Source organism: Nonomuraea sp. NPDC003560 (assembly GCF_042878785.1).
Taxonomy (GTDB): Bacteria; Actinomycetota; Actinomycetes; order Streptosporangiales; family Streptosporangiaceae; genus Nonomuraea.
Map to the genome: position 1 here is coordinate 128012 of NZ_JBIAOF010000017.1, position 18076 is coordinate 146087.

At 72.4% G+C, this 18076-nt stretch carries 17 protein-coding genes; 6 read left to right on the top strand and 11 right to left on the bottom strand.

Features of this window, described 5'->3' with window-relative positions; genetic code table 11:
• Nucleotides 1-8: 8 nt before the first annotated feature.
• The gene (gene lhgO, locus ACFYUV_RS46190) at nucleotides 9-1256 is read right to left on the bottom strand and encodes an L-2-hydroxyglutarate oxidase (RefSeq protein ID WP_387681281.1); all 1248 of its coding nucleotides are present in this window, start codon (nucleotides 1254-1256) and stop codon (nucleotides 9-11) included.
• Nucleotides 1257-1272: 16 nt separating this feature from the next.
• On the opposite strand from lhgO, the gene ACFYUV_RS46195 reads away from it, so the two are divergent.
• Entirely contained in the window at nucleotides 1273-1644 is a 372-nt protein-coding gene (locus ACFYUV_RS46195) for a hypothetical protein (RefSeq protein WP_358298784.1), read from the top strand.
• 4 nt (nucleotides 1645-1648) lie between these two features.
• Here ACFYUV_RS46195 and ACFYUV_RS46200 read toward each other — a convergent pair whose 3' ends face one another.
• Nucleotides 1649-2647, bottom strand: coding sequence for a hypothetical protein (locus ACFYUV_RS46200; RefSeq protein WP_387681284.1), 999 nt, complete (start codon nucleotides 2645-2647; stop codon nucleotides 1649-1651).
• A gap of 35 nt (nucleotides 2648-2682) precedes the next feature.
• Complete coding sequence (locus ACFYUV_RS46205; protein WP_387681286.1) at nucleotides 2683-3954, bottom strand: MATE family efflux transporter; 1272 nt, start codon at nucleotides 3952-3954, stop codon at nucleotides 2683-2685.
• Between the two features lie 70 nt (nucleotides 3955-4024).
• Between ACFYUV_RS46205 and ACFYUV_RS46210 the strand changes: the two genes are divergently transcribed.
• Nucleotides 4025-4993: an aldo/keto reductase gene (locus tag ACFYUV_RS46210; protein ID WP_387681289.1), complete on the top strand. Its 969-nt coding sequence runs from the start codon at nucleotides 4025-4027 to the stop codon at nucleotides 4991-4993.
• 147 nt (nucleotides 4994-5140) lie between these two features.
• Here ACFYUV_RS46210 and thpR read toward each other — a convergent pair whose 3' ends face one another.
• The 4 genes from thpR to ACFYUV_RS46230 all read right to left on the bottom strand — a co-directional run bounded on the left by thpR (nucleotide 5141) and on the right by ACFYUV_RS46230 (nucleotide 8939).
• Nucleotides 5141-5698 (bottom strand): RNA 2',3'-cyclic phosphodiesterase, encoded by a 558-nt coding sequence (gene thpR, locus ACFYUV_RS46215; RefSeq protein ID WP_387681292.1) that lies wholly within the window; start codon nucleotides 5696-5698, stop codon nucleotides 5141-5143.
• Between the two features lie 30 nt (nucleotides 5699-5728).
• Nucleotides 5729-6937, bottom strand: a complete 1209-nt coding sequence (locus ACFYUV_RS46220; protein ID WP_387681294.1) for an MFS transporter — start codon at nucleotides 6935-6937, stop codon at nucleotides 5729-5731.
• A gap of 56 nt (nucleotides 6938-6993) precedes the next feature.
• Nucleotides 6994-7440: a MarR family transcriptional regulator gene (locus ACFYUV_RS46225; protein WP_357696577.1), complete on the bottom strand. Its 447-nt coding sequence runs from the start codon at nucleotides 7438-7440 to the stop codon at nucleotides 6994-6996.
• 125 nt (nucleotides 7441-7565) lie between these two features.
• Nucleotides 7566-8939: an NCS2 family permease gene (locus ACFYUV_RS46230; RefSeq protein WP_387681297.1), complete on the bottom strand. Its 1374-nt coding sequence runs from the start codon at nucleotides 8937-8939 to the stop codon at nucleotides 7566-7568.
• A 154-nt stretch (nucleotides 8940-9093) separates the two neighbouring features.
• Between ACFYUV_RS46230 and ACFYUV_RS46235 the strand changes: the two genes are divergently transcribed.
• A complete protein-coding gene (locus tag ACFYUV_RS46235; RefSeq protein WP_358298770.1) occupies nucleotides 9094-9306 on the top strand; it encodes a DUF2530 domain-containing protein in 213 nt (70 codons plus the stop codon).
• Between the two features lie 92 nt (nucleotides 9307-9398).
• The gene (locus ACFYUV_RS46240; protein ID WP_387681300.1) at nucleotides 9399-10859 is read left to right on the top strand and encodes an alpha/beta hydrolase; all 1461 of its coding nucleotides are present in this window, start codon (nucleotides 9399-9401) and stop codon (nucleotides 10857-10859) included.
• A gap of 42 nt (nucleotides 10860-10901) precedes the next feature.
• On the opposite strand, the gene ACFYUV_RS46245 is transcribed toward ACFYUV_RS46240, so the two are convergent.
• Nucleotides 10902-13934, bottom strand: a complete 3033-nt coding sequence (locus ACFYUV_RS46245; protein WP_387681303.1) for a sacsin N-terminal ATP-binding-like domain-containing protein — start codon at nucleotides 13932-13934, stop codon at nucleotides 10902-10904.
• 94 nt (nucleotides 13935-14028) lie between these two features.
• Complete coding sequence (locus tag ACFYUV_RS46250) at nucleotides 14029-14829, bottom strand: DUF3027 domain-containing protein (RefSeq protein ID WP_387681305.1); 801 nt, start codon at nucleotides 14827-14829, stop codon at nucleotides 14029-14031.
• Nucleotides 14830-14954: 125 nt separating this feature from the next.
• Here ACFYUV_RS46250 and ACFYUV_RS46255 point away from each other — a divergent pair, with 125 nt between their 5' ends.
• Nucleotides 14955-16463, top strand: coding sequence for an MFS transporter (locus ACFYUV_RS46255; protein ID WP_387681308.1), 1509 nt, complete (start codon nucleotides 14955-14957; stop codon nucleotides 16461-16463).
• On the opposite strand, the gene ACFYUV_RS46260 is transcribed toward ACFYUV_RS46255, so the two are convergent.
• Both ACFYUV_RS46260 and ACFYUV_RS46265 read right to left on the bottom strand, forming a co-directional pair.
• Nucleotides 16460-16855 (bottom strand): cold-shock protein, encoded by a 396-nt coding sequence (locus ACFYUV_RS46260; protein ID WP_352320910.1) that lies wholly within the window; start codon nucleotides 16853-16855, stop codon nucleotides 16460-16462. The two genes, ACFYUV_RS46255 and ACFYUV_RS46260, sit on opposite strands and share 4 nt — an antisense overlap.
• 90 nt (nucleotides 16856-16945) lie before the next feature.
• Complete coding sequence (locus ACFYUV_RS46265; protein ID WP_387681310.1) at nucleotides 16946-17554, bottom strand: HAD family hydrolase; 609 nt, start codon at nucleotides 17552-17554, stop codon at nucleotides 16946-16948.
• A gap of 112 nt (nucleotides 17555-17666) precedes the next feature.
• Here ACFYUV_RS46265 and ACFYUV_RS46270 point away from each other — a divergent pair, with 112 nt between their 5' ends.
• Nucleotides 17667-18056: a hypothetical protein gene (locus ACFYUV_RS46270; RefSeq protein WP_387681313.1), complete on the top strand. Its 390-nt coding sequence runs from the start codon at nucleotides 17667-17669 to the stop codon at nucleotides 18054-18056.
• Nucleotides 18057-18076 lie beyond the last annotated feature (20 nt).

The window sequence follows — 18076 nt, forward strand, 5'->3', positions numbered from 1 at the left end:
GGATGCCCTCATCGGGAGAGTGCTGGAACAATTCCGGCAATATGCCGGGCAATTGCCAGACTTGACGTCGCCGCGGGCGAGGGCGCGTTGCGGACCAGCACCACGCTCCCGTGGACGTCGACCACGAAGTCGTCCACCAGCCGGCCGTCCCTGGCGACGGCCTGGGCGCGTACGCCGCCGCCGGTCCTGACGAGGTCGGCGGCGGTGAGCTCGGGCACGTACCGCCGGGCGGCCCGGACGAACGCGCTCTTGACGAGTGAGCCGTAGACCTCCTTGATCCCGGTACGCCAGTGGGTGCGAGCCATGCGAAGTGTCCCCGGCCAACGCATAATTTGACCGAAATTTCGTACATCTCGCCATCGGTAGCCTTCGTAAGCCAGGGCCAGCACCGCGTTCGGCCCCACCAGGACCTCGTCGTCGATGTGCCTGGTCAGATGCACGCCCAGGAACGGGTACCGCGGGTCGGGCACCGGGTAGATCAGCCCGCGCACCAGCTCCCTGGCCGCCCCGGCCAGCGCGTAGTACTCGCCGCGGAACGGCACGATCCGCACGTCCCCCGCCGCCCCGGCCATCCTGGCGACCGCGTCCGTGCCGAGGCCGCCGCAGACCACCAGCCGGTCGAAGGTGAACCGCCGCCCCCCGGCCAGCACCTCGACGCCCCTCGACGTCTCGCGGATCGCCCGTACGGGGTGCGACAGGCGGACCGAGCCGCCCGTCCTGGCGACGTCGAGGGCGAGCGCGCGGGCGACGGCGGGGAAGTCGGCGATGGCCGTGTGCGGCGAGTGGATCGCGGCGACGCCGACCGCGTGCGGCTCGATCTCGCGCAGCCCGAGGCCGTCCAGCTCGGCGACGCCCGGCACGCCGTTGGCCCGCGCCCGCTCGGCCAGCGCGCGCAGCGGCGCGCGCTCGGCCCGCGTGCTCGCCACGACCAGCTTGCCGACCTCCCGGTAGGGCAGCTCGTGCTCGGCGCAGTACGCCTTGAGCAGCGCCACGCCCTCCCGGCACAGCCTGGCCTTGAGCGACCCCGGCGGGTAGTAGATCCCGGCGTGCACGACGCCGCTGTTGTGCCCGGTCTGATGGGCGCCGACGCGCGGCTCCTTGTCCAGCACGGTCACCTCGGCGCCACGGGCGGCGGCCAGCTCGCGCGCCACGGCCAGTCCGACGATCCCGGCGCCGACGACACCGATCTTTTCCGTCACACACCTGATTTTCCTGGTAAAGGCCACCCTGCCGCCATACCTGGGCGAATCGAACATGAGTACGATGGCCTTCATGTACGTCCCGCCAGAGTGGCCCGCCGAGGTCCGCCCGCCCAGCGTCCCCGACTGGGAGACCTCGGCGGTGGCCTGGCTGCTCGACGCGGTGCCGCCCGACTACCGGGCCTACGAAGTGCTGAGGCGGCACCCGGTGGCCCTGGCCAGCATGGCCAGGCATCACGTGCGGTCGGCGGTCGAGGCCGCCCGCGCGGGCTATCGCGGCGCGGCCGTCGATCTCAAGGGCCACCTGCCGCCGCACGCCATCGAGGCCGTGCTCGACACCTACCGCGAGGAGGGGCCGCGGCTGGTGCGCCTGTCACGCTCGATCGAGGTGGTCGAGCGCGCGCTGCGCGGCGACATGTTCACCGCGACCATGCGCCACCCCTGACGGCTCACCGGGTGCGGCGCGCGATGAAGGTGATCACCCCGGTCGCGCCCGCGGCCGCGGCCAGCCAGATCAGCACGTCCTTGGCGGTCAGGCCGCTCGGCTCGCCGGTGTCGGACGGCCGCGCGCTCTCCTGGGCGGCGACGGGCTTCGGCGTGGGGGTGCGCGTGGCCTGGGCGCGCTCGGGCAGCGGCACCCGGTAGACCGGGCTGTCCGGGCCCTCCGAGCCGACCAGCAGGGCCTTGCCGTCGGCGGTGTAGGCGATCGACTCGGCCTGCCGCAGCTCCGGCATGGGCACCCTGGCCAGGGTCTCCCCCGACGGGCGGTAGAGGGTGGCCGAGAAGTACGTGCGGACGACATAGGAGGAGCCGTCGGGGGCGTAGGCGGCGTCCGTGGCCATGATCGGGGCCGCGGCGACCCGGCGCAGGATGTTGACCTTGTCGGTGCGGAGCTTCTTCGGCGCGGCGTAGACGGACCCGGAGAACTCCTTGGACACGACGTACAGGCGGCCGGTGCGCGGGTTGATCATGATGCCCTCGGCGTTGCGGCCGCCGCCGGCGTAGCGGAAGCGGTAGCGGGTGGCCGGCAGCGTGGCGTCCCGGAGCGTGCGCGGCTCGGCGACCTTGTAGACCGACACGTCGGGCCAGGCGCCGTCGAGGTTGTCGCCGATGTCGGCGAACCAGAGCGTGCCCTGCCCGGTGTCCGGGTCCCTGGTCGCGGCCATGGCCTCCCAGTCCCTGGCCTCGGCGCCGCGCAGGTGGAAGGTGGCCTTCGTCCGCCCGTCGGCGCCGACCGCGTAGAACACGGGGGCGGCGGAGCTGTCGTTGTGGGTGTAGAAGACGTTCTCGTGCGTGGGCGACACGGCCAGGCCGCTCGACTCGGTGATGTTCCGATCCTTGAACGTGAACAGCTTCTCCGGCCCGTCGTCGTCGGCCCACGCCGGAGCCGCCGACAGCGCGAACGTCGCCGCCACGGCGGCCAGGACCCGGAACACGACATCCCCCACCTCGCCATCATGCCCCACGGCTGCGCCCGGGACGCTCAGGCCACCGCCTCGGCCGTGCCCACGCGGGCGCTGTGACGGCGGAACCCGGCTCCCTGGAGCACCAGGAGCAGGCCGTTGGCCGCCGCCATGGCCACCCAGAGCCCGGTGATGCCCCACGTCCGTGCCACCGGCACGGCGGCCGCCAGGAGCGCGCCGTAGCCGAGGACGAAGTAGGCCAGGCTCGCGCCGGACCTCTTGAGCGCGGTCAGCCCCATGCCCTGCACCGCCTGCGCGGCGTCGGCCAGCGACGACGCCAGCATCAGCGGCAGCAGCGCGAGGGCCCGCTCGCGTACGGCGGCGTCGCCGGTGAACAGCCCGAGCACCCGCTCGCCGAGCAGCAGCAGCACCAGGGCCGCGGCCAGCGTCCCGGCGACGGCGAGCAGGGCGGCGGCGCGGTTGGCCCGCCGCGCCCCGGCCGGGTCGCCGGCGCGGGCCACCTCGGGCACCGACGCCTGCGCGACGGACAGCGAGACCAGCATGATGAGGCCGGTGAGCGTGGTCAGCACCGCGTGCGCCGCGGTGTCGCGGGCGCCGGTCGCGCCCGCGGCGAACGTGACCACGCCGAGCACCCCGAACTTGATCAGCACGGTCGCCGCCAGCGGCACGCTGACCCTGGCCAGCCGGACGATCTCGGCCACCCTGGGCCGCCCCTGACCGATCGGCCGCCCGAGCGCCCTGCGCAGCAGGCGGCTCGCCACGACCGCGGCCACCACGCCGGCGACCACCCAGGCCACGCCCACGCCGTCGAGGCCGAGCCGCGGCGCCAGCACCGCGGTCAGCACGCTCAGCAGCAGGCCGAAGGTGAGGCTGGGCCACAACACGTCACGGCTGCGCCCGAGGGCCACCAGGATCGTGCTCGCGCCGCCGGTCGTGGCGAAGACCAGCAGGTAGGCGGCCAGGAACCAGGGCAGCAGGCCCAGCTCGCCGACCACCTCGCCGGGCACCCCGCTCATCCGCGCGAGCGCGGGCACGCAGATCACGGCGAGCGCCCCCAGCGTGCCCATGACCAGGCTCAGCCAGCGCGCGTCCCGTACAACAGGGACCGCCGCGCCCGGATCGTCCCGGTACGGCGCCACGAACGGCCCGAGCCCCCGCAGCGCGCCCTGCACGGCGGCGGTGGCCGGGTTGAGCACCGCGGTCATCACCGCGAAGGCGGCCAGCGCGACCGTCTCGTGGTTGCCGAGCACGGACGTGACCACCAGCGTGCCCGCCATGCCGGTGACCATCGCCAGGAAGACCGGCAGCGCGGCGCGGAGCAGGACGATCACGACGACCCCGCGCAGATCATGAACTCACCCTATGGCCTGGAGCGCACTCCAGGTATTTAGTGTGGACCCCATGGACTATGTCAACCTCGGACGCAGCGGCCTCCAGGTGAGCCCGCTCTGCCTCGGCACGATGAACTTCGGCCCGCTGACCTCGGAGGAAGACTCCTTCGCGATCATGGACAAGGCCCACGACCTGGGCATCAACTTCTTCGACACCGCGAACGTCTACGGCTGGAAGAAGGGCGAGGGCATCACGGAGAACATCCTGGGCCGCTGGTTCGCGCAGGGCGGCGGCCGGCGCGAGCGCACGGTCATCGCGACCAAGCTCTACGGCGACATGGGCGACTGGCCCAACGAGCGCCGCCTGTCGGCGCTGAACATCCGCCGGGCCTGCGACGCCTCGCTGAAGCGCATGCAGACCGACTACATCGACATCTACCAGGCCCACCACGTCGACCGGAACACGCCGTTCGAGGAGTTCTGGGAGGCCATGGAGGTCCTGCGGCAGCAGGGCAAGGTCATCTACGTGGGCTCGTCCAACTTCGCGGGCTGGCACATCGCCAAGGCCCAGGAGACGGCGGCGCGGCGCGGCACGTTCGGGCTGACCAGCGAGCAGAGCCACTACAACCTGCTCACCCGGGCGGTGGAGCTGGAGGTGCTGCCCGCCTGCGAGGACTACGGCATCGGCGTGATCCCGTGGAGCCCGCTGGCCGGCGGCCTGCTCGGCGGCGTCCTGCGCAAGATCGACAAGGGCCGGTCCGCCTCCGACACCATGGTGCGGGAGCTGGACAAGCACCGGGACAAGATCGAGGCGTACGAGAAGCTCTGCGACGAGCTGGGCGAGGACCCGGCGTACGTGGCGCTGGCCTGGCTGCTGCGGCAGCGCGCGGTGACCGCCCCGATCATCGGCCCGCGCACGCAGGAGCAGCTCGAAGGCAGCATGCGCACGCTGGAGATCGAGCTGGACGAGGCCACCCTGGCCCGCCTCGACGAGATCTTCCCCGGCCACCGCACCGCCCCGGAGGACTACGCCTGGTGACGGCGTGACCGGCCGGGCCCGGCACGACCACGGGCCCGGCCGCTCGGGGCGGCTCAGGTCAGCAGGGCGCCGAGAAGGACGATCAGGAACAGCAGGCCGAGCACGAGGGGCAGCAGCCAGGGGCGAGGACGGTCCACGCCCTGGAGCCTAGCCCTGCTTCACCGGTGCGAGCGCCCAATCGCCGAGTGACTCGTACCTCACCGCAGGCCCGGTGTGGCTGCGGAACAGGTGCAGCCGCTCGGCCCGCCACGGCGACCCGGCGAACCCGGCCAGCGACTCCACCAGCTCTCTGAGGTCGAGGTCCGTCCGGGCCCTGGCCAGGGTGAGATGGGCGTGGAACCGTTTCTCGTCGGTCTGCACGGCCCCCGCGCGGCGGCCGGCCGCGCGGGCCGAGTCGGCCAGCCGGGTCATGGGGTCGCCCGCGACCCCGGCCCAGAGCACCCGGGCCCGCCGCGCCGAGGAGAACGCACCGGCCCCGGCGAGGGCCACGTCGAGCACCGTGTGCCGGTGGGCGGCCCGCTCCAGGCGCACCTGGAGGTCGGGCAGCGCCCGTTCGGGCACCTCGCCGTAGAAGGCCAGCGTGACGTGCCAGGTGGGGCGGCCGGCCCAGCGCAGCCCCGGCACCTGCCCGACGTACGGCGCCACGGCCCGCTCGACCTCGTCGAGCGCCTCCTCAGGCGGGACCACGGCCGCGAAGAGCCTCATGTCATGCGATTGTCCCCGGACGGGGACGGATCACGCCATCGCCAGCGCCGGCCTGGCCATCCGGTTGCCGATCAGCTTGGTCACCATCACCGCGAGCCCGGTGCCCACCAGGACGAGCACGCCCGACAGCAGCACGCCCGTACGCGGCCCGCCCACTTCCGACAGCCACCCGATCAGCGGCGCCCCGATGGGCGCTCCCCCGGTGAAGACCAGCATGTAGATGCCCATGACCCGGCCCCGCATCTCGGGGGACGTGGCGATCTGCACGCTGGCGTTCGCGGCCGTGTTGATGGTGATCAACGCGATGCCGGTCGGGACGAGTAGCAGCAGATAGACCGGGTAGAAGGGGGCCAGCCCGGTCAGCACCTGGAACAGCCCGAACCCGATCGCCCCGGAGAAGAGCACCTTGCGCGAGAGTCTGGCCCGCCGCGCCGCCAGCAGCGCGCCGCCCAGCGCGCCCACCGCGAACATGCTGGAGGCCAGCCCGAACGACGACGCCCCGGCGCCGAACACCTCGCGGGCCATCAGCGCGATCGACATCGAGAACGACTGCGAGAACATCGACACGAAGGCGATCAGCAGTATCGGCATGAGAAGTTCCTCGCGCCGCAGCACGTACCGCAGGCCCTCCCTGAGCTGGCCCTTGGCCCTGGGCACCGGCTCGGACAGGTTGAGCTCGGACTTCCGCATGAAGACCAGGCTGGAGATCACCGCGCCGAAGGTGAGCGCGTTGATCAGGAAGATCGGTCCGGTGCCGCCCAGCACGGAGATCAGGATGCCGGCCAGCGCGGGGCCCACCACGCGGGCGAGGTTGAAGATGGAGCTGTTCAGGGCGATGGCGTTGGGCAGGTCCTGCCGTCCGACCATCTCGACCACGAACGCCTGCCTGGTCGGCACCTCGACGCAGGAGATCAGGCCGAGCAGGAACGCCATCACGAACACGTGCCACACCTGCGCGGCGCCGGTCATGGTCAGCACGCCGATGGTGAGCGCGAGCCCCGCCATCATCGACTGGGCGGCGATGAGGATGGGCCGCTTGGGGTACCGGTCGGCGAGCACGCCGCCGAAGAGCCCGAACAACAACATCGGCAGGAACTGCAGGGCGGTCGCCAGGCCGAGGGCCGCCGCGCTGCCGCCCGCGCCGTGCGGGCCCTTGGTCAGGTCGAGCACCAGCCAGTCCTGGGCGGTGCGCTGCAGCCAGGTGCCGACGTTGGAGACGGCGCCACCTGCCGCGAACATGCGATAGTTGCGAACCTTGAGCGACCGGAACATCCCGGTCTTGGGTTGCTCAGGCTCTATATCTTGCTGAGCTTCTCCAGGATCGGCGCCGCCTGCCGCAGGATCGACCGCTCCTCCGGCGAGAGCTCCTTCAGCCGCTGTGTCAGCCACGCCTCCTTGCGGCGGCGTTCCTCCTTCAGCAACGTCTGGGCGGCCTCGGTCACGGTCACGGTCACCTGACGCCGGTCGGTCGGGTGCGGGGTGCGTGCGACCAGGCCGCGTTCCTCTAGCGCGGCGATCACGCGCGTCATCGAGGGCGGTTGCACCTTCTCTAGCTCGGCCAATTCGCCGGGGGTTATCCCGGAATGCCGTTCCACGGCGGCGAGCGTCGCGAACTGGGTGGGCGTCAGCGAGTGCGCCGCCGCCTGACGCCGGAGTCGCCTGGTCAGCCTTGCCATCGACACGCGCAGGGCTGAGGCCAGGCCCGCGTCGCTGCGCAGGTCCATCTTGGGCTGGTTGTTCATTAGCACGTCTCATTACCTTTGCTAACTATATGCGAAGGCAAGATATTTCCCTAGGTCAGGTTCGTCTCACTCCTTGATACCCCGAAGCCGCCCCACATGCGCGGGGCGGCTCCTGGACGTCGAGGTCAGAGACCGATCGCGGCCCGGATCGGGCCGATCGCAAAGTACAGGACGAACAGCGCGGTGACGCCCCACATGAGCGGGTGGACCTCGCGCGCCTTGCCCCGCACGACCTTGACCAGCACGTAGCTGATGAAGCCGGCGCCGATGCCGTTCGAGATGGAGTAGGTGAACGGCATGACGACGATGGTGAGGAAGGCCGGGATGGCGATCTCGTAGTCGTCCCAGTCGATGTCGCGGATGGCGGTCATCATGAGGAAGCCGACGACGACCAGCGCGGGCGTGGCGGCCTCGTAGGGCACGACGGCGACCAGCGGCGCGAAGAAGATGGCGATCAGGAACAGCGCACCGGTGACCACGCTGGCCAGACCGGTCCGCGCGCCCTCCCCGACGCCGGCGGCCGACTCGATGTAGGTGGTGTTCGACGAGACCGAGCCGGCGCCGCCCGCCGCCGCGGCGATCGAGTCGACGAGCAGGATCTCCTTGGTCCGCGGCAGCGTGCCGTCGGCCTGCACCAGGCCCGCCTGGCGGCCCACACCGACGATCGTGCCCATCGTGTCGAAGAAGTCGGTGATGAGCAGGGTGAACACGAACAGCACGGCCAGCAGCACGGAGATCCGGCTGAAGGCGCCGATCGGGTCGAACTCCGTGAACAGCGTCAGCGGGTTGTGGAAACCGAAGATCTTGTCGGCCGAGGGCAGGGCGGGGACGTTGAGCTGCCAGCCGCCGGGGGCCTCCGGCGTGGCCCGGTCCAGCTTGGTCAGCGTCTGGACGACGATCGCCAGCACGGTCGAGCCGACGATGCCGATCAGGATCGCGCCCTTGACCTTCCGCGCCACCATGGCGGCCGTGGCCAGCAGGCCCACGATGAACACGAGCACCGGCCAGGAGGTGAGCTGGCCGCCGATGCCCAGCTCCAGCGGCGTGCCCGCGGCCTTGCGCACGAAACCGGCGTCCACGAAGCCGATCAGCGCGATGAACAGGCCGATGCCGACGCTGATGGCGGTCTTGAGCTGGGCCGGGATGGCGCGGAACACCGCCGTCCGCAGGCCGGTCAGCACCAGGATCGCGATGATGACGCCTTCGAGGAAGACCAGGCCCATGGCCTCCTCCCAGGTCATCATCGTGGCGATGTTGAAGGTCACGAAGGCGTTCAGCCCGAGCCCGGCGGCCATCGCGAACGGCACCCGGCCGACCAGGCCCATGATGATCGTCAGGACGCCGGCCACGAACGCCGTGCCTGCGGCGACCAGCGGCACCTGCGGGGTCGTGCCGTCACCGATGACCTGGCCCTCGATGTCCTTGCCGTAGGCGAGGATGATCGGGTTCAGCACCACGATGTAGGCCATCGTGAAGAACGTGGCCAGGCCGCCGCGCACCTCACGGGAGACCGTGGAGCCTCGTTCAGAGATTGCGAAGAAACGGTCTATTGCATTACGTATGTCACTCACGCGCCGAAGAGTGACAGTAGTGGTGAGCTGGGAAAAGTGTCCGCAATCGGATCGAGACCCGATTGGAAGCTAGGCTGGACACGTGAAGCAGCAGTGGCGCCCCGATCCCGAGCCGATCAAGACCAACGACACGGCCGCCGTCGGGGCCGGCACCGCCCTGTGGGCCGTCGCCCTGATCGTCCTGCTGATCTTCCGCCCGGCCCCCGAGAACACGTGGTGGATCTGGACGTGCGCCACCGGGGTCGGCTTCGGCCTCTTCGGCATGTGGTTCGTCAGCCGCCCGCGCCGGGGTTGACATTCATCATCTTCCGGACATCTCCGAAGTCATCAGGAACCCATGTCTCCCTCCACTACCTGGGCGGACACCGTCCCGGCAGGCTGGTCAGCATGAAGAAGGCGATGTTGACGATCCTGCTGGGCGCCGCCGTCCTCGCCGGTTGCGGCACCACAGGTGAGCCCGCGAAGCAGGCCGGGCCCGGCAAGGGCACCGTCGCCTGGAGCCCGTGCACCGGGCTGACCGGGCCCGACGGCAAGCCGCTGCCGAAGGACGAGGCCGTCCAGTGCGGGGCCGTACCGGTGCCGCTCGACTACGGCGACCCCGGCGGCCAGAAGATCGACCTGGCGCTGATCCGGATCAGGGCCGACGGCGACCCGCTCGGCTCGCTGGTCTTCAACTTCGGCGGGCCCGGCGGGTCGGGCGTCGACACGCTGGCCCAGGCCGCGAAGGCGTTCGGCAGCCTGGGCACCCGCTACGACCTCGTCAGCTTCGACCCCCGCGGCGTCGACCGCAGCGCGGGCGTCAGGTGCGGCGGCGAGCTCGACGCCCTCCTCGCCGCGCCCGCGGGGGCCGACGGCGAGGCCATGTCGAAGAAGTTCGCCGCCGCCTGCGAGAAGGACTCGGGCAAGATCCTGCCCCACGTGGGCACCGTGAACGCCGCCCAGGACCTCGACCGCATCAGGGCCGCGCTCGGCGACCGGCGGCTCAACTACTTCGGCTTCTCCTACGGCACCCACCTCGGCGCCGTCTACGCCACCCGTTTCCCCGCCAACGTCGGCCGTTTCGTCCTCGACGGCGCCTTCGACCCCACGGTCACCTTCGAGCAGCGCGCCGTCACCCAGGCCACCGGCTTCGCCCACGCCTTCGAGGCGTTCGCCAAGGACTGCGTGGCCCAGACCTGCGACCTCGGCCAGGACCCGGCCGCCGTGAAGAACGCCGTCGAGAAGCTGCTCGACGGGCTCAGGAGCAAGCCGCTCAAGGTCGGCGACCGGCAGCTCACCTACGGCCTGGCCCAGCTCGCCGTCATCACCCCGCTGTACGCCAAGTCCGCCTGGCCGGTGCTGGAGCAGGCCGCCGCGGCCGGGATCAAGGGCGACGGCGCCACCCTGCTCGCCCTGGCCGACGCCTACACCGGACGGCGGCCCGACGGCACCTACTCCACCATGATGACCAGCCTGCAGGCCATCACCTGCGCCGACACCACCGAACGCCCGACCGCCGCCGACATGGCCCGGGTGGACGACAAGATCAAGAAGATCTTCCCCATCCTGTCGGCGGACGGCACCGCCACCGCCTGCGGCCACTGGCCCACCCCCGGCGACGACGCGGCCAAGCGCATCGACGCCACCGGCTCGGCGCCCATCGTGGTCATCGGCGGCAAGGGCGACCCGGCCACGCCGTACGAGTGGGCCACCGCGCTCAACGCCAAGCTCAAGACCGGCGTGCTCATGACGTACGAGGGCGAGGGCCACGGCGCCTACCTGAGCGGCGACGGGTGCGTGACGCGCACGGTGGACGCGTACCTGCTGAACGGAAAGGTGCCGGCGCCCGGCACCACCTGCGCGGCCTGACCGCGGCGGGCCGCCCCCGCGACGGGAGGCGGCCCGCCGGTCTCAGGACAGGTCGGCCTCGGCCAGCAGCAACGGCACCGCCTCCGGGTCGCGCAGCAGCGCGGCCACGGCCAGCCGGTCGTTCCATTGGCCCGTGGCCCAGGCCAGCCCGCGGGCCAGCCCGTCGACGCCGGTGCAGTGGACCGCGCCCTCGAAGAACCGCCACGTGCAGGCGACGCCGTCGACCAGCAGCTTCTCGTGCTCGACGTACGTCTCGGGCGCAGTGGGCAGCAGCGAGCGCACCTGCGGCGGCACCGCGCGCACCTCGCCCTGCGAGGTCACCTCACCGCTGGCCAGCTCACCGGCCAGCGGCAGGTCGAGCAGCTCCGACAGCGCCTCGGCCAGGTCGTAGGAGGCCAGCACCAGCGGCCGGTCGGTGACGAGCTGCAGCAGGTCGGGGGCCTCGACCACCACGGCGTCCTCGGCGGCGGCCACCACGATGTCGCCGCCGAGCACCGCGCGCACCCGTGAGGGCGGCTCGACCCGGGCCGGATCGACGGCGGCCAGCGCGATCCACAACGCCCGCAGCTGCGCCCGGTCGACCTCGATCGCCGGGTCGGCCATCAGCTCCAGCAGCTCCTCCGGGCCGCCGTGGGCGGCCAGCAGCTCGGCGAGCGTGGTGCGCACGCCGAGCATCGACAGCGCCGCCTCGTCGAGCCCGGCCGGCGCGTCGGCGTAGAGGCCCTGCAGCAGCGGGTCGGCGCCGGGCAGCCGCAGCTCAAGCGGCTTGCGGCCGCCGAGCACCGGATGGTTGGCCAGCCACCACGCGGTGTAGGAGGGCACCTCCACGCCCTCGACGCGCAGCGGGTGCAGCGCGGCCCGCAGCGGCGGCCGGGTCAGCAGCGGCAGCGCGGCTTCCCAGTCGGCCACCAGCTCAAGGTCGCGCACCGCCGCGAACTCGGCCACCACCGGCGGCACCGCGAGGTCGGGCAGCAGGTCGAGCACGTGGTCGAGCCAGTCGGTCTCGCCGTCGAGGTCGTGGTCGCAGTCGTCGGGGTCGAGCAGCACGTCGGAGTCGTGGGCGACGGCGAACCCGTCGAGCACGCCCGCCGCCGCCAGCACCCGCGCCCCGTAGGTCTCCTCCAGCTCGGGCGCGGCCACGCCGAGGTGGGTGTCGGGGGCCAGCAGCCCGGCCAGGGCGCCGTCGGCGAGCATCAGCTCACCGGCCGCGTAGAGCTCGCCGTCGGCGCCGCGCAGCGCCAGCTCGGCCAGCCACGGCGCCTCGCCGGGAACCAGCCCGGACGCCGCCACCAGCGACAACACCGCCCGCGCGACCGGCTCGGGGTCGGCGCTGTCGAGCGACTGCGCGACGGCCGCCTTGGTCAGCGGGTCTTCGAGCACCGTGCGCGGGGTGGCCTCGGCGGCGCCCAGCCGCAGCAGCGCCGGATGGGCCGCCTCCGGATGCACGATGCGCAGCCCGAGCGGGGTGAGGTCGAGGTCGGCGCCGCCGTCGGTGAGGATCAGCGTGCCGCGCGGGCCGCGCACCACGCGGCCGTCGGTCAGCGGCACCGGCAGCGCGCCCAGCGACTCGGGGTCGTCGGCGGGCAGCACCGCGTACAGGGAGCGCCACCAGGACGGCTCACGCGCCTCCACGGCCTCCCCGGACAGCAGGTCGACCACGTCGGCCAGCTCCACCCGGCGCACGCCCAGGGCGACCATGGCCGGATGCCTGGCCGGCCATCCGGCGGGCAGCAGCCCCGGCACGAAGTCGGCCACGGTGTCGAGCAGCTCGGCGGTGGCCCCGGCCACGACGGCCGCCTCCCGGCCCGCGACCACCCAGCCGTCGCCCTCGGGCTCGCGCGCCGGATGCTCGACCCGCCACTCGGCGTCGGGCTCGTAGACCTCGGCCTCGGCGAAGGAGGGAGTCTGGACCGCGGGCGCGGGCGCCGACAACGCGGGCAGCAGCGGCGCGGACGGCAGGCGTTCGAGCACGGCCCGCCGGACGCGCGCGTCGAGCTCGCCCTTGCCCATGAGCGACGGCACCAGGTCGAGCAGCCTGGACGTGCGAGGCAGCTCGCCCAGCAGCCGGACGTAGGCGTCGGCTGCCCGCTCGACCAGGAAGTCGGTGAGCGACCCCTTGGCGACGTGCCGCCGGTCGGTGGCCATCGGGAAGGACGCGATCAGCAGTGCGGGCAGGTCGATGGGCTCGTCGCTCGGCGTCGGGGCGTGCACGACGGGCGGCACGGCGGCGGGCAGCGGGCCGGGCTCGCCGGTGCCGGTGACGGGCACCGCCCAGCGCAGCGACCAGAAGGGCCGCGCCCGCTCCTCGGTGGGCCGGTCGGCGAACAGCCTGGCGACCTCGTCGGGGGTGAACTCGCCGGAGTCCGACACGACGTGCCAGCCGTCGGCCACGACCGTGCGGGTGGCGCCGTCGAGGTCGATCTCGATGGCCTCCAGCGCGGGCAGGCCGAGCAGCAGCGCCGGGCTGGTCTCGGCCAGCATGGCGCGGACGGCGTCGACCGCCGCGGCGTCGCGCAGCGGCAGCCGGACGAGCGTGTCGAACCCGCCCGGCACCTCCAGCGGCGGCGCGTCGAACGGCAGCCTGAGCAGCGGCACGTGGCCCGCCCGGTCGGCCAGCTCGCCAGCCAGCACGGGGATGCCCGCGACCAGCTCGGACGTGCCGGCCCGCGACCAGCGCACCGAGCCGCCGCCGCGCGAGCCGATGGCCGGCTCGTCGCAGACGGAGACGACGGCCGCGAAGCCCACGCCGAACCGGCCGGCCGCGCCGATCTCGTCGCGCTTGCCCGACACGCGCAACGTGGACAGGCCCTCCACGCCGGTCGCGTCGAGCGGGGCGCCGGTGTTGGCGGCCGTCAGCACGTCGCCGCGCAACGTCAGCCGCAACACCCCTGGCACCCCCGCGCGCAGCGCCGCGTCGGCGGCGTTCTGGGCGAGCTCGACGATCAGCCGGTCGCGGTAGCCGCCGAGCGCGAAGTCCTCCTCGGCGTTGGCGTCCTCGCGGAAGCGGGCGGGCGAGGCCGTCCAGGCGGAGAGGACGGCGGCTCGCATCCGGTCAGTGCCAAAGGTGTCGGTCATCGATCACGATCCTGGTCGAGTGAAGAGGGGCCAGGGTAGGTTAGCCCCCCTGACCGACGAAACCGCCGTGCCCGCGCTCGCGCCCGTGCTCCGGTCAGGAGTGGCCGAGCTCCTCGGTGGCGGATCCGTCCACCGAGCCCTCTTCCTCCTCGATCAGGTCGTAACCCAGGTCGTCGAGGATCGGGATGGCCTGCTCGACCGGCGGGGGCAGCACGGCCGCCTCCGAGTGGGCGCCGCAGCCGTGGTCGGCGGCGACGACCTTGCCGTCGTCGGGGGCGTACTCGTTGGCGCAGACGCCGAACGACAGCCGCAGCTCACCGGAGAGCAGCCAGTAGAACCCGCAGGTGGAACACTGCGCGGGCGCGGCGTGTGCGATCGGAGTGTGCGGCCCGTGCTCGCCCGCGTGCCAGCGTCTGGCAGCCCGGTCTCTGCCGATGGCCGAGAGCACACGGGCTCGGCCCAGGCCGTACTCGAAAACCATCTGACGGTCGGCATCTTCGTCGAGCTCGGTGAAACCGGGCGCCAGCCTGTCGTCGTCGTCGGGGGTCGGCAACAGGTCGCCGACGCCCAGGTCGCCCGGCCGCAGCCGCTCGCTCCACGGCAGCCACTCGGGGGCGAGCAGCGCCCCCGAGCCGGGCAGCAGCACGGCCTCGCTGACCGTGACCTTCTTCGCGCGCGAGGCGCGGGTGACCGTGACGGCCCACCGCCAGCCGCGATAGGCCCGGTCGAGGCAGGCGAAGTAGTGGGTGACGATCCGGTCGCCCTCGCTCTCGAAGCCGAGGTGCTCGCCGGCCTCGCCCGGGTGCGCCAGCTCCTGCGCCGCGGCGCGCGCCAGATCGACTGCGGCGACGCAGGCCTGGTCGGGAGCGGGGACGCGGGCCCGGGTGCGGCTCATCGGGCCGCCTCCGCCTGAAGGTGCTGTTCGCTCACACTTCATTCTCACCCATAGGCGGACCTGGCAGACCCACAACCGCCGATCCGAAGCTGAGAAGAGGGGTGAATCGGGTAAGACTGGTAGGCGTGGGGGGTGGCTGGGAGCAGGCTCGGGACATCTCGCGGCGGATGGGCCAGGCCATCGGCGGCGCGGGGCGCGCCGGCGTGCGCGCGGGCCGGGCCACCGCGAGCGGCGCCGTCCGGGCCGGCCGCGCCACGGCCAGGGGGGCGCGCAAGGCGGGCAGGGCGACCAGGAAGCTGACGTACGCGGGCGGCGCGGGCCGTACCGGGCTCGGCCGGCTGATCGAGCTGTCGGCCGGCAACAGCGCCGCCGACGCGCTGGTCACGGTGGCCCTGGCCAGCACGGTGTTCTTCGGCGTGCCGGTCGGCGAGGCGCGCGGGTCGGTCGCGCTCTACCTGGTCATCACGATGCTGCCGTTCGGGCTGCTCGCGCCGTTCGTGGGGCCGATCCTCGACCGGTTCAGGTCGGGGCGCCGCTACGTGATGGCCGGCACGCTGTTCGGCCGGGGGCTGCTCTGCTTCGCCATGGCCGCCGCCGTGGGGGCGGGCGACCTGCCGACGCTGTTCATCGGCGCGCTGGGCGTGCTGGTGTTGTCGAAGGCGTACAACGTGTCCAGGGCGGCGATCATGCCGAGCGTGCTGCCCGCCGACATCACCCTGGTCTCGGCCAACGCGCGGGTGGCGCTGTTCACGCTGGTGGCGGCCGGGGTGGCGGTGCCGGTCGGGGCGGGCCTGACCGCGTGGCTGGGCAGCGCCGTGGTGCTGCGCGTGGCCATGCCGGCCTTCCTGCTGCTCGGCGTCGCCGCCGTACGCCTGCCGCGGCACGTCGACTCGCCCGACCAGGAGGAGGAGGGCGTGGCGCCGCGCTGGCGCACCCTGCTCAAGGTGGGCCCGGCCGTGGCCGAGGCGGTCTGGGCGAACGTGGCGCTCCGGATCTTCTCCGGTTTCCTGGTGTTCTTCCTGCTCTTCCTGGTCCAGGACAAAGCGGTGCCGTGGCTGGCCGCGCCGGCGGCGGCCGCCTCGTTCTTCGACGTGCCGAGGACGATCGCGCTGCTCGCCCTGGCCGCCGGGCTGGGCGGCCTGGCCGGGGCCGCGGTCGCCAACTGGACGCGCAACCACTCCCCCCAGGTGATCGTGCTGGTCACGCTGGCGGTGACGGCCGCGACCACGATCGCCACGGCCGTCCTGTTCGGCCTGTGGACCGCGCTGGCGGTCTCGCTGGTCACCGCGTTCGCCCAGGAGCTGGGCAAGCTCGCGCTCGACGCGATCGTGCAGCGGGAGATCGGCGAGGAGGTGCGCTCGTCCACGTTCGGGGTGGTGGAGGCGGTGCTGCAGTTCGCCTGGGTGTTCGGCGGCCTGCTCGGGCTGGTGTTGTCGCTGACCCGCAGCTCCCTGGCCGGCTTCGTCGCGCCGGCGGTCGCGCTGACCGGCGCGCTCGGCTGGCTGCTGGTCACCCGGCGGGGACGGGTGCGGGCGGCCGAGGCCAAGCTGTCCGGGCAGCGGGCCGAGGACCCCGATCAGCAACGGACCGAGACCCTCGACCGCACCAAACCCCTGACGAACCCGGGCGGTTAGGCGTCGAGGTCGTCCGCGACGGCCCTGAGCACCTGGGCGATCTTCTTGGCGTGCGCCGCCTCGGGGTGCTTGCCCCGCTGGTAGGAGGTGGAGACGCCGTCGAGCAGCTTGATCAGGTCTTCGACGATGACGACCATCTCGTCGGGCGTCTTCCGCTTGCCCTTGGGCTTCGTCTTGGCCAGGGTCGGCGGCTGGTCCAGGATCCGGACCGACAGCGCCTGCTGGCCCCGGCGGCCCTCGGCCACGCCGAACTCCACCTTCTGGCCTGGTTTGAGCGGGCCGGCGTTTGTGGGAAGCGCGGAGGAATGCACGAAGACCTCACCGCCGTCGTCACGGGTGAGGAAGCCGAAACCCTTGTCGGCGTCGTACCACTTGACCTTGCCACTCGGCACAGGAGGACCTCGTTCAAACAGTCGAAAAGGATGAATGGATGTAGGTTATGCCCCGAAGCGCGCGGAGGCGACCGGGAAAATGCCCGGCAATTACCGTAGTTCGTCGCGCGCACGCCATCCGGCGAACCAGTCGGCGAATTCGGTCAGGTCGGCGAGCGCCACATCGGCTCCGTGCTCACGCAGCTCTCCCACCGTGTAAGGGCCCGTCGCGACGGTCACGCTCGTGGCGCCGCCCGCGCGTGCCGCCTCGATGTCGGCGACATGGTCACCAACATAAGCCGCCGCGCCGAAGCGCGCGAGTGCCGTTCCCTTGGCGGCGCCGAACACCGATCCGACCACTTCGTCCACGGCCAGCCCGAGCAGTTCGACGGTGCCGGCGGCGTCGCGCGGGTTCTTGCCCGTCACCACGATCACCCGGCCGCCGCGGGCCCGTACGGCGGCGATGGCCTCGTACGCGCCCGCCATCGCGGTGTGCACCGGAACGCCCACCGCGGGATAGATCTCCCGGAACAGCTCGGCGGCCGTGGGAATGGCCTCCGCCGGCATCCAGTTGGCCAGCTCGTACTCCAGCGGCGGCCCCAGCCGGGTGACGATCTCACCGCTGTCGATGTGCACGCCCAAACGGCTTGACAGCTCGTCGTAAACGGCCGCGATGCCTGATCGCGTGTCGGCCAATGTCATGTCCAGGTCGAAACCCACTGAGGTAGTCACCCGTGCAGGATGCCAAACGCCGCATCCACGTCGGTAACGACCCTTGTTGTGGGACTCTGGGAATGGGCAGAAAGGAATTACTTATCGGAGAGGAGTGACCGTGTCAGAGACCCCCCGCACGCCCGGCACGGAAGACCGGCTGGTCGCCGCCGCTCCCCGTCCCCATCGGCCCGCCCGGCCGCGCGGCACGCCGGTGACGGCCTGGCGGCGGGTCGTGTCGCTCGTGGCGTACGCGGTGCGGCTCGCGTCCAGGCTGGCGGCGCTCTCCTTGGCGCTGCACGGCGTCTTCACGGTGTTCCGGGCCAATCCGGCCAACGGCTGGTACCAGCTCGTCGAGTCGCTGGCCTCGGGGCTCTCGCTGGGCCTGGCCGGCCTGTTCCAGCTCGCCGACCCGCGCTGGACCACGCTCGTCAACGACGGGCTGGCCGCGCTGGTGTGGCTCGTGGCCGGTTCGGCGCTGGCTGGCCTGGTCAGGCGCACCGCGCCCTGACGACTACTCTCGTTGCGGAG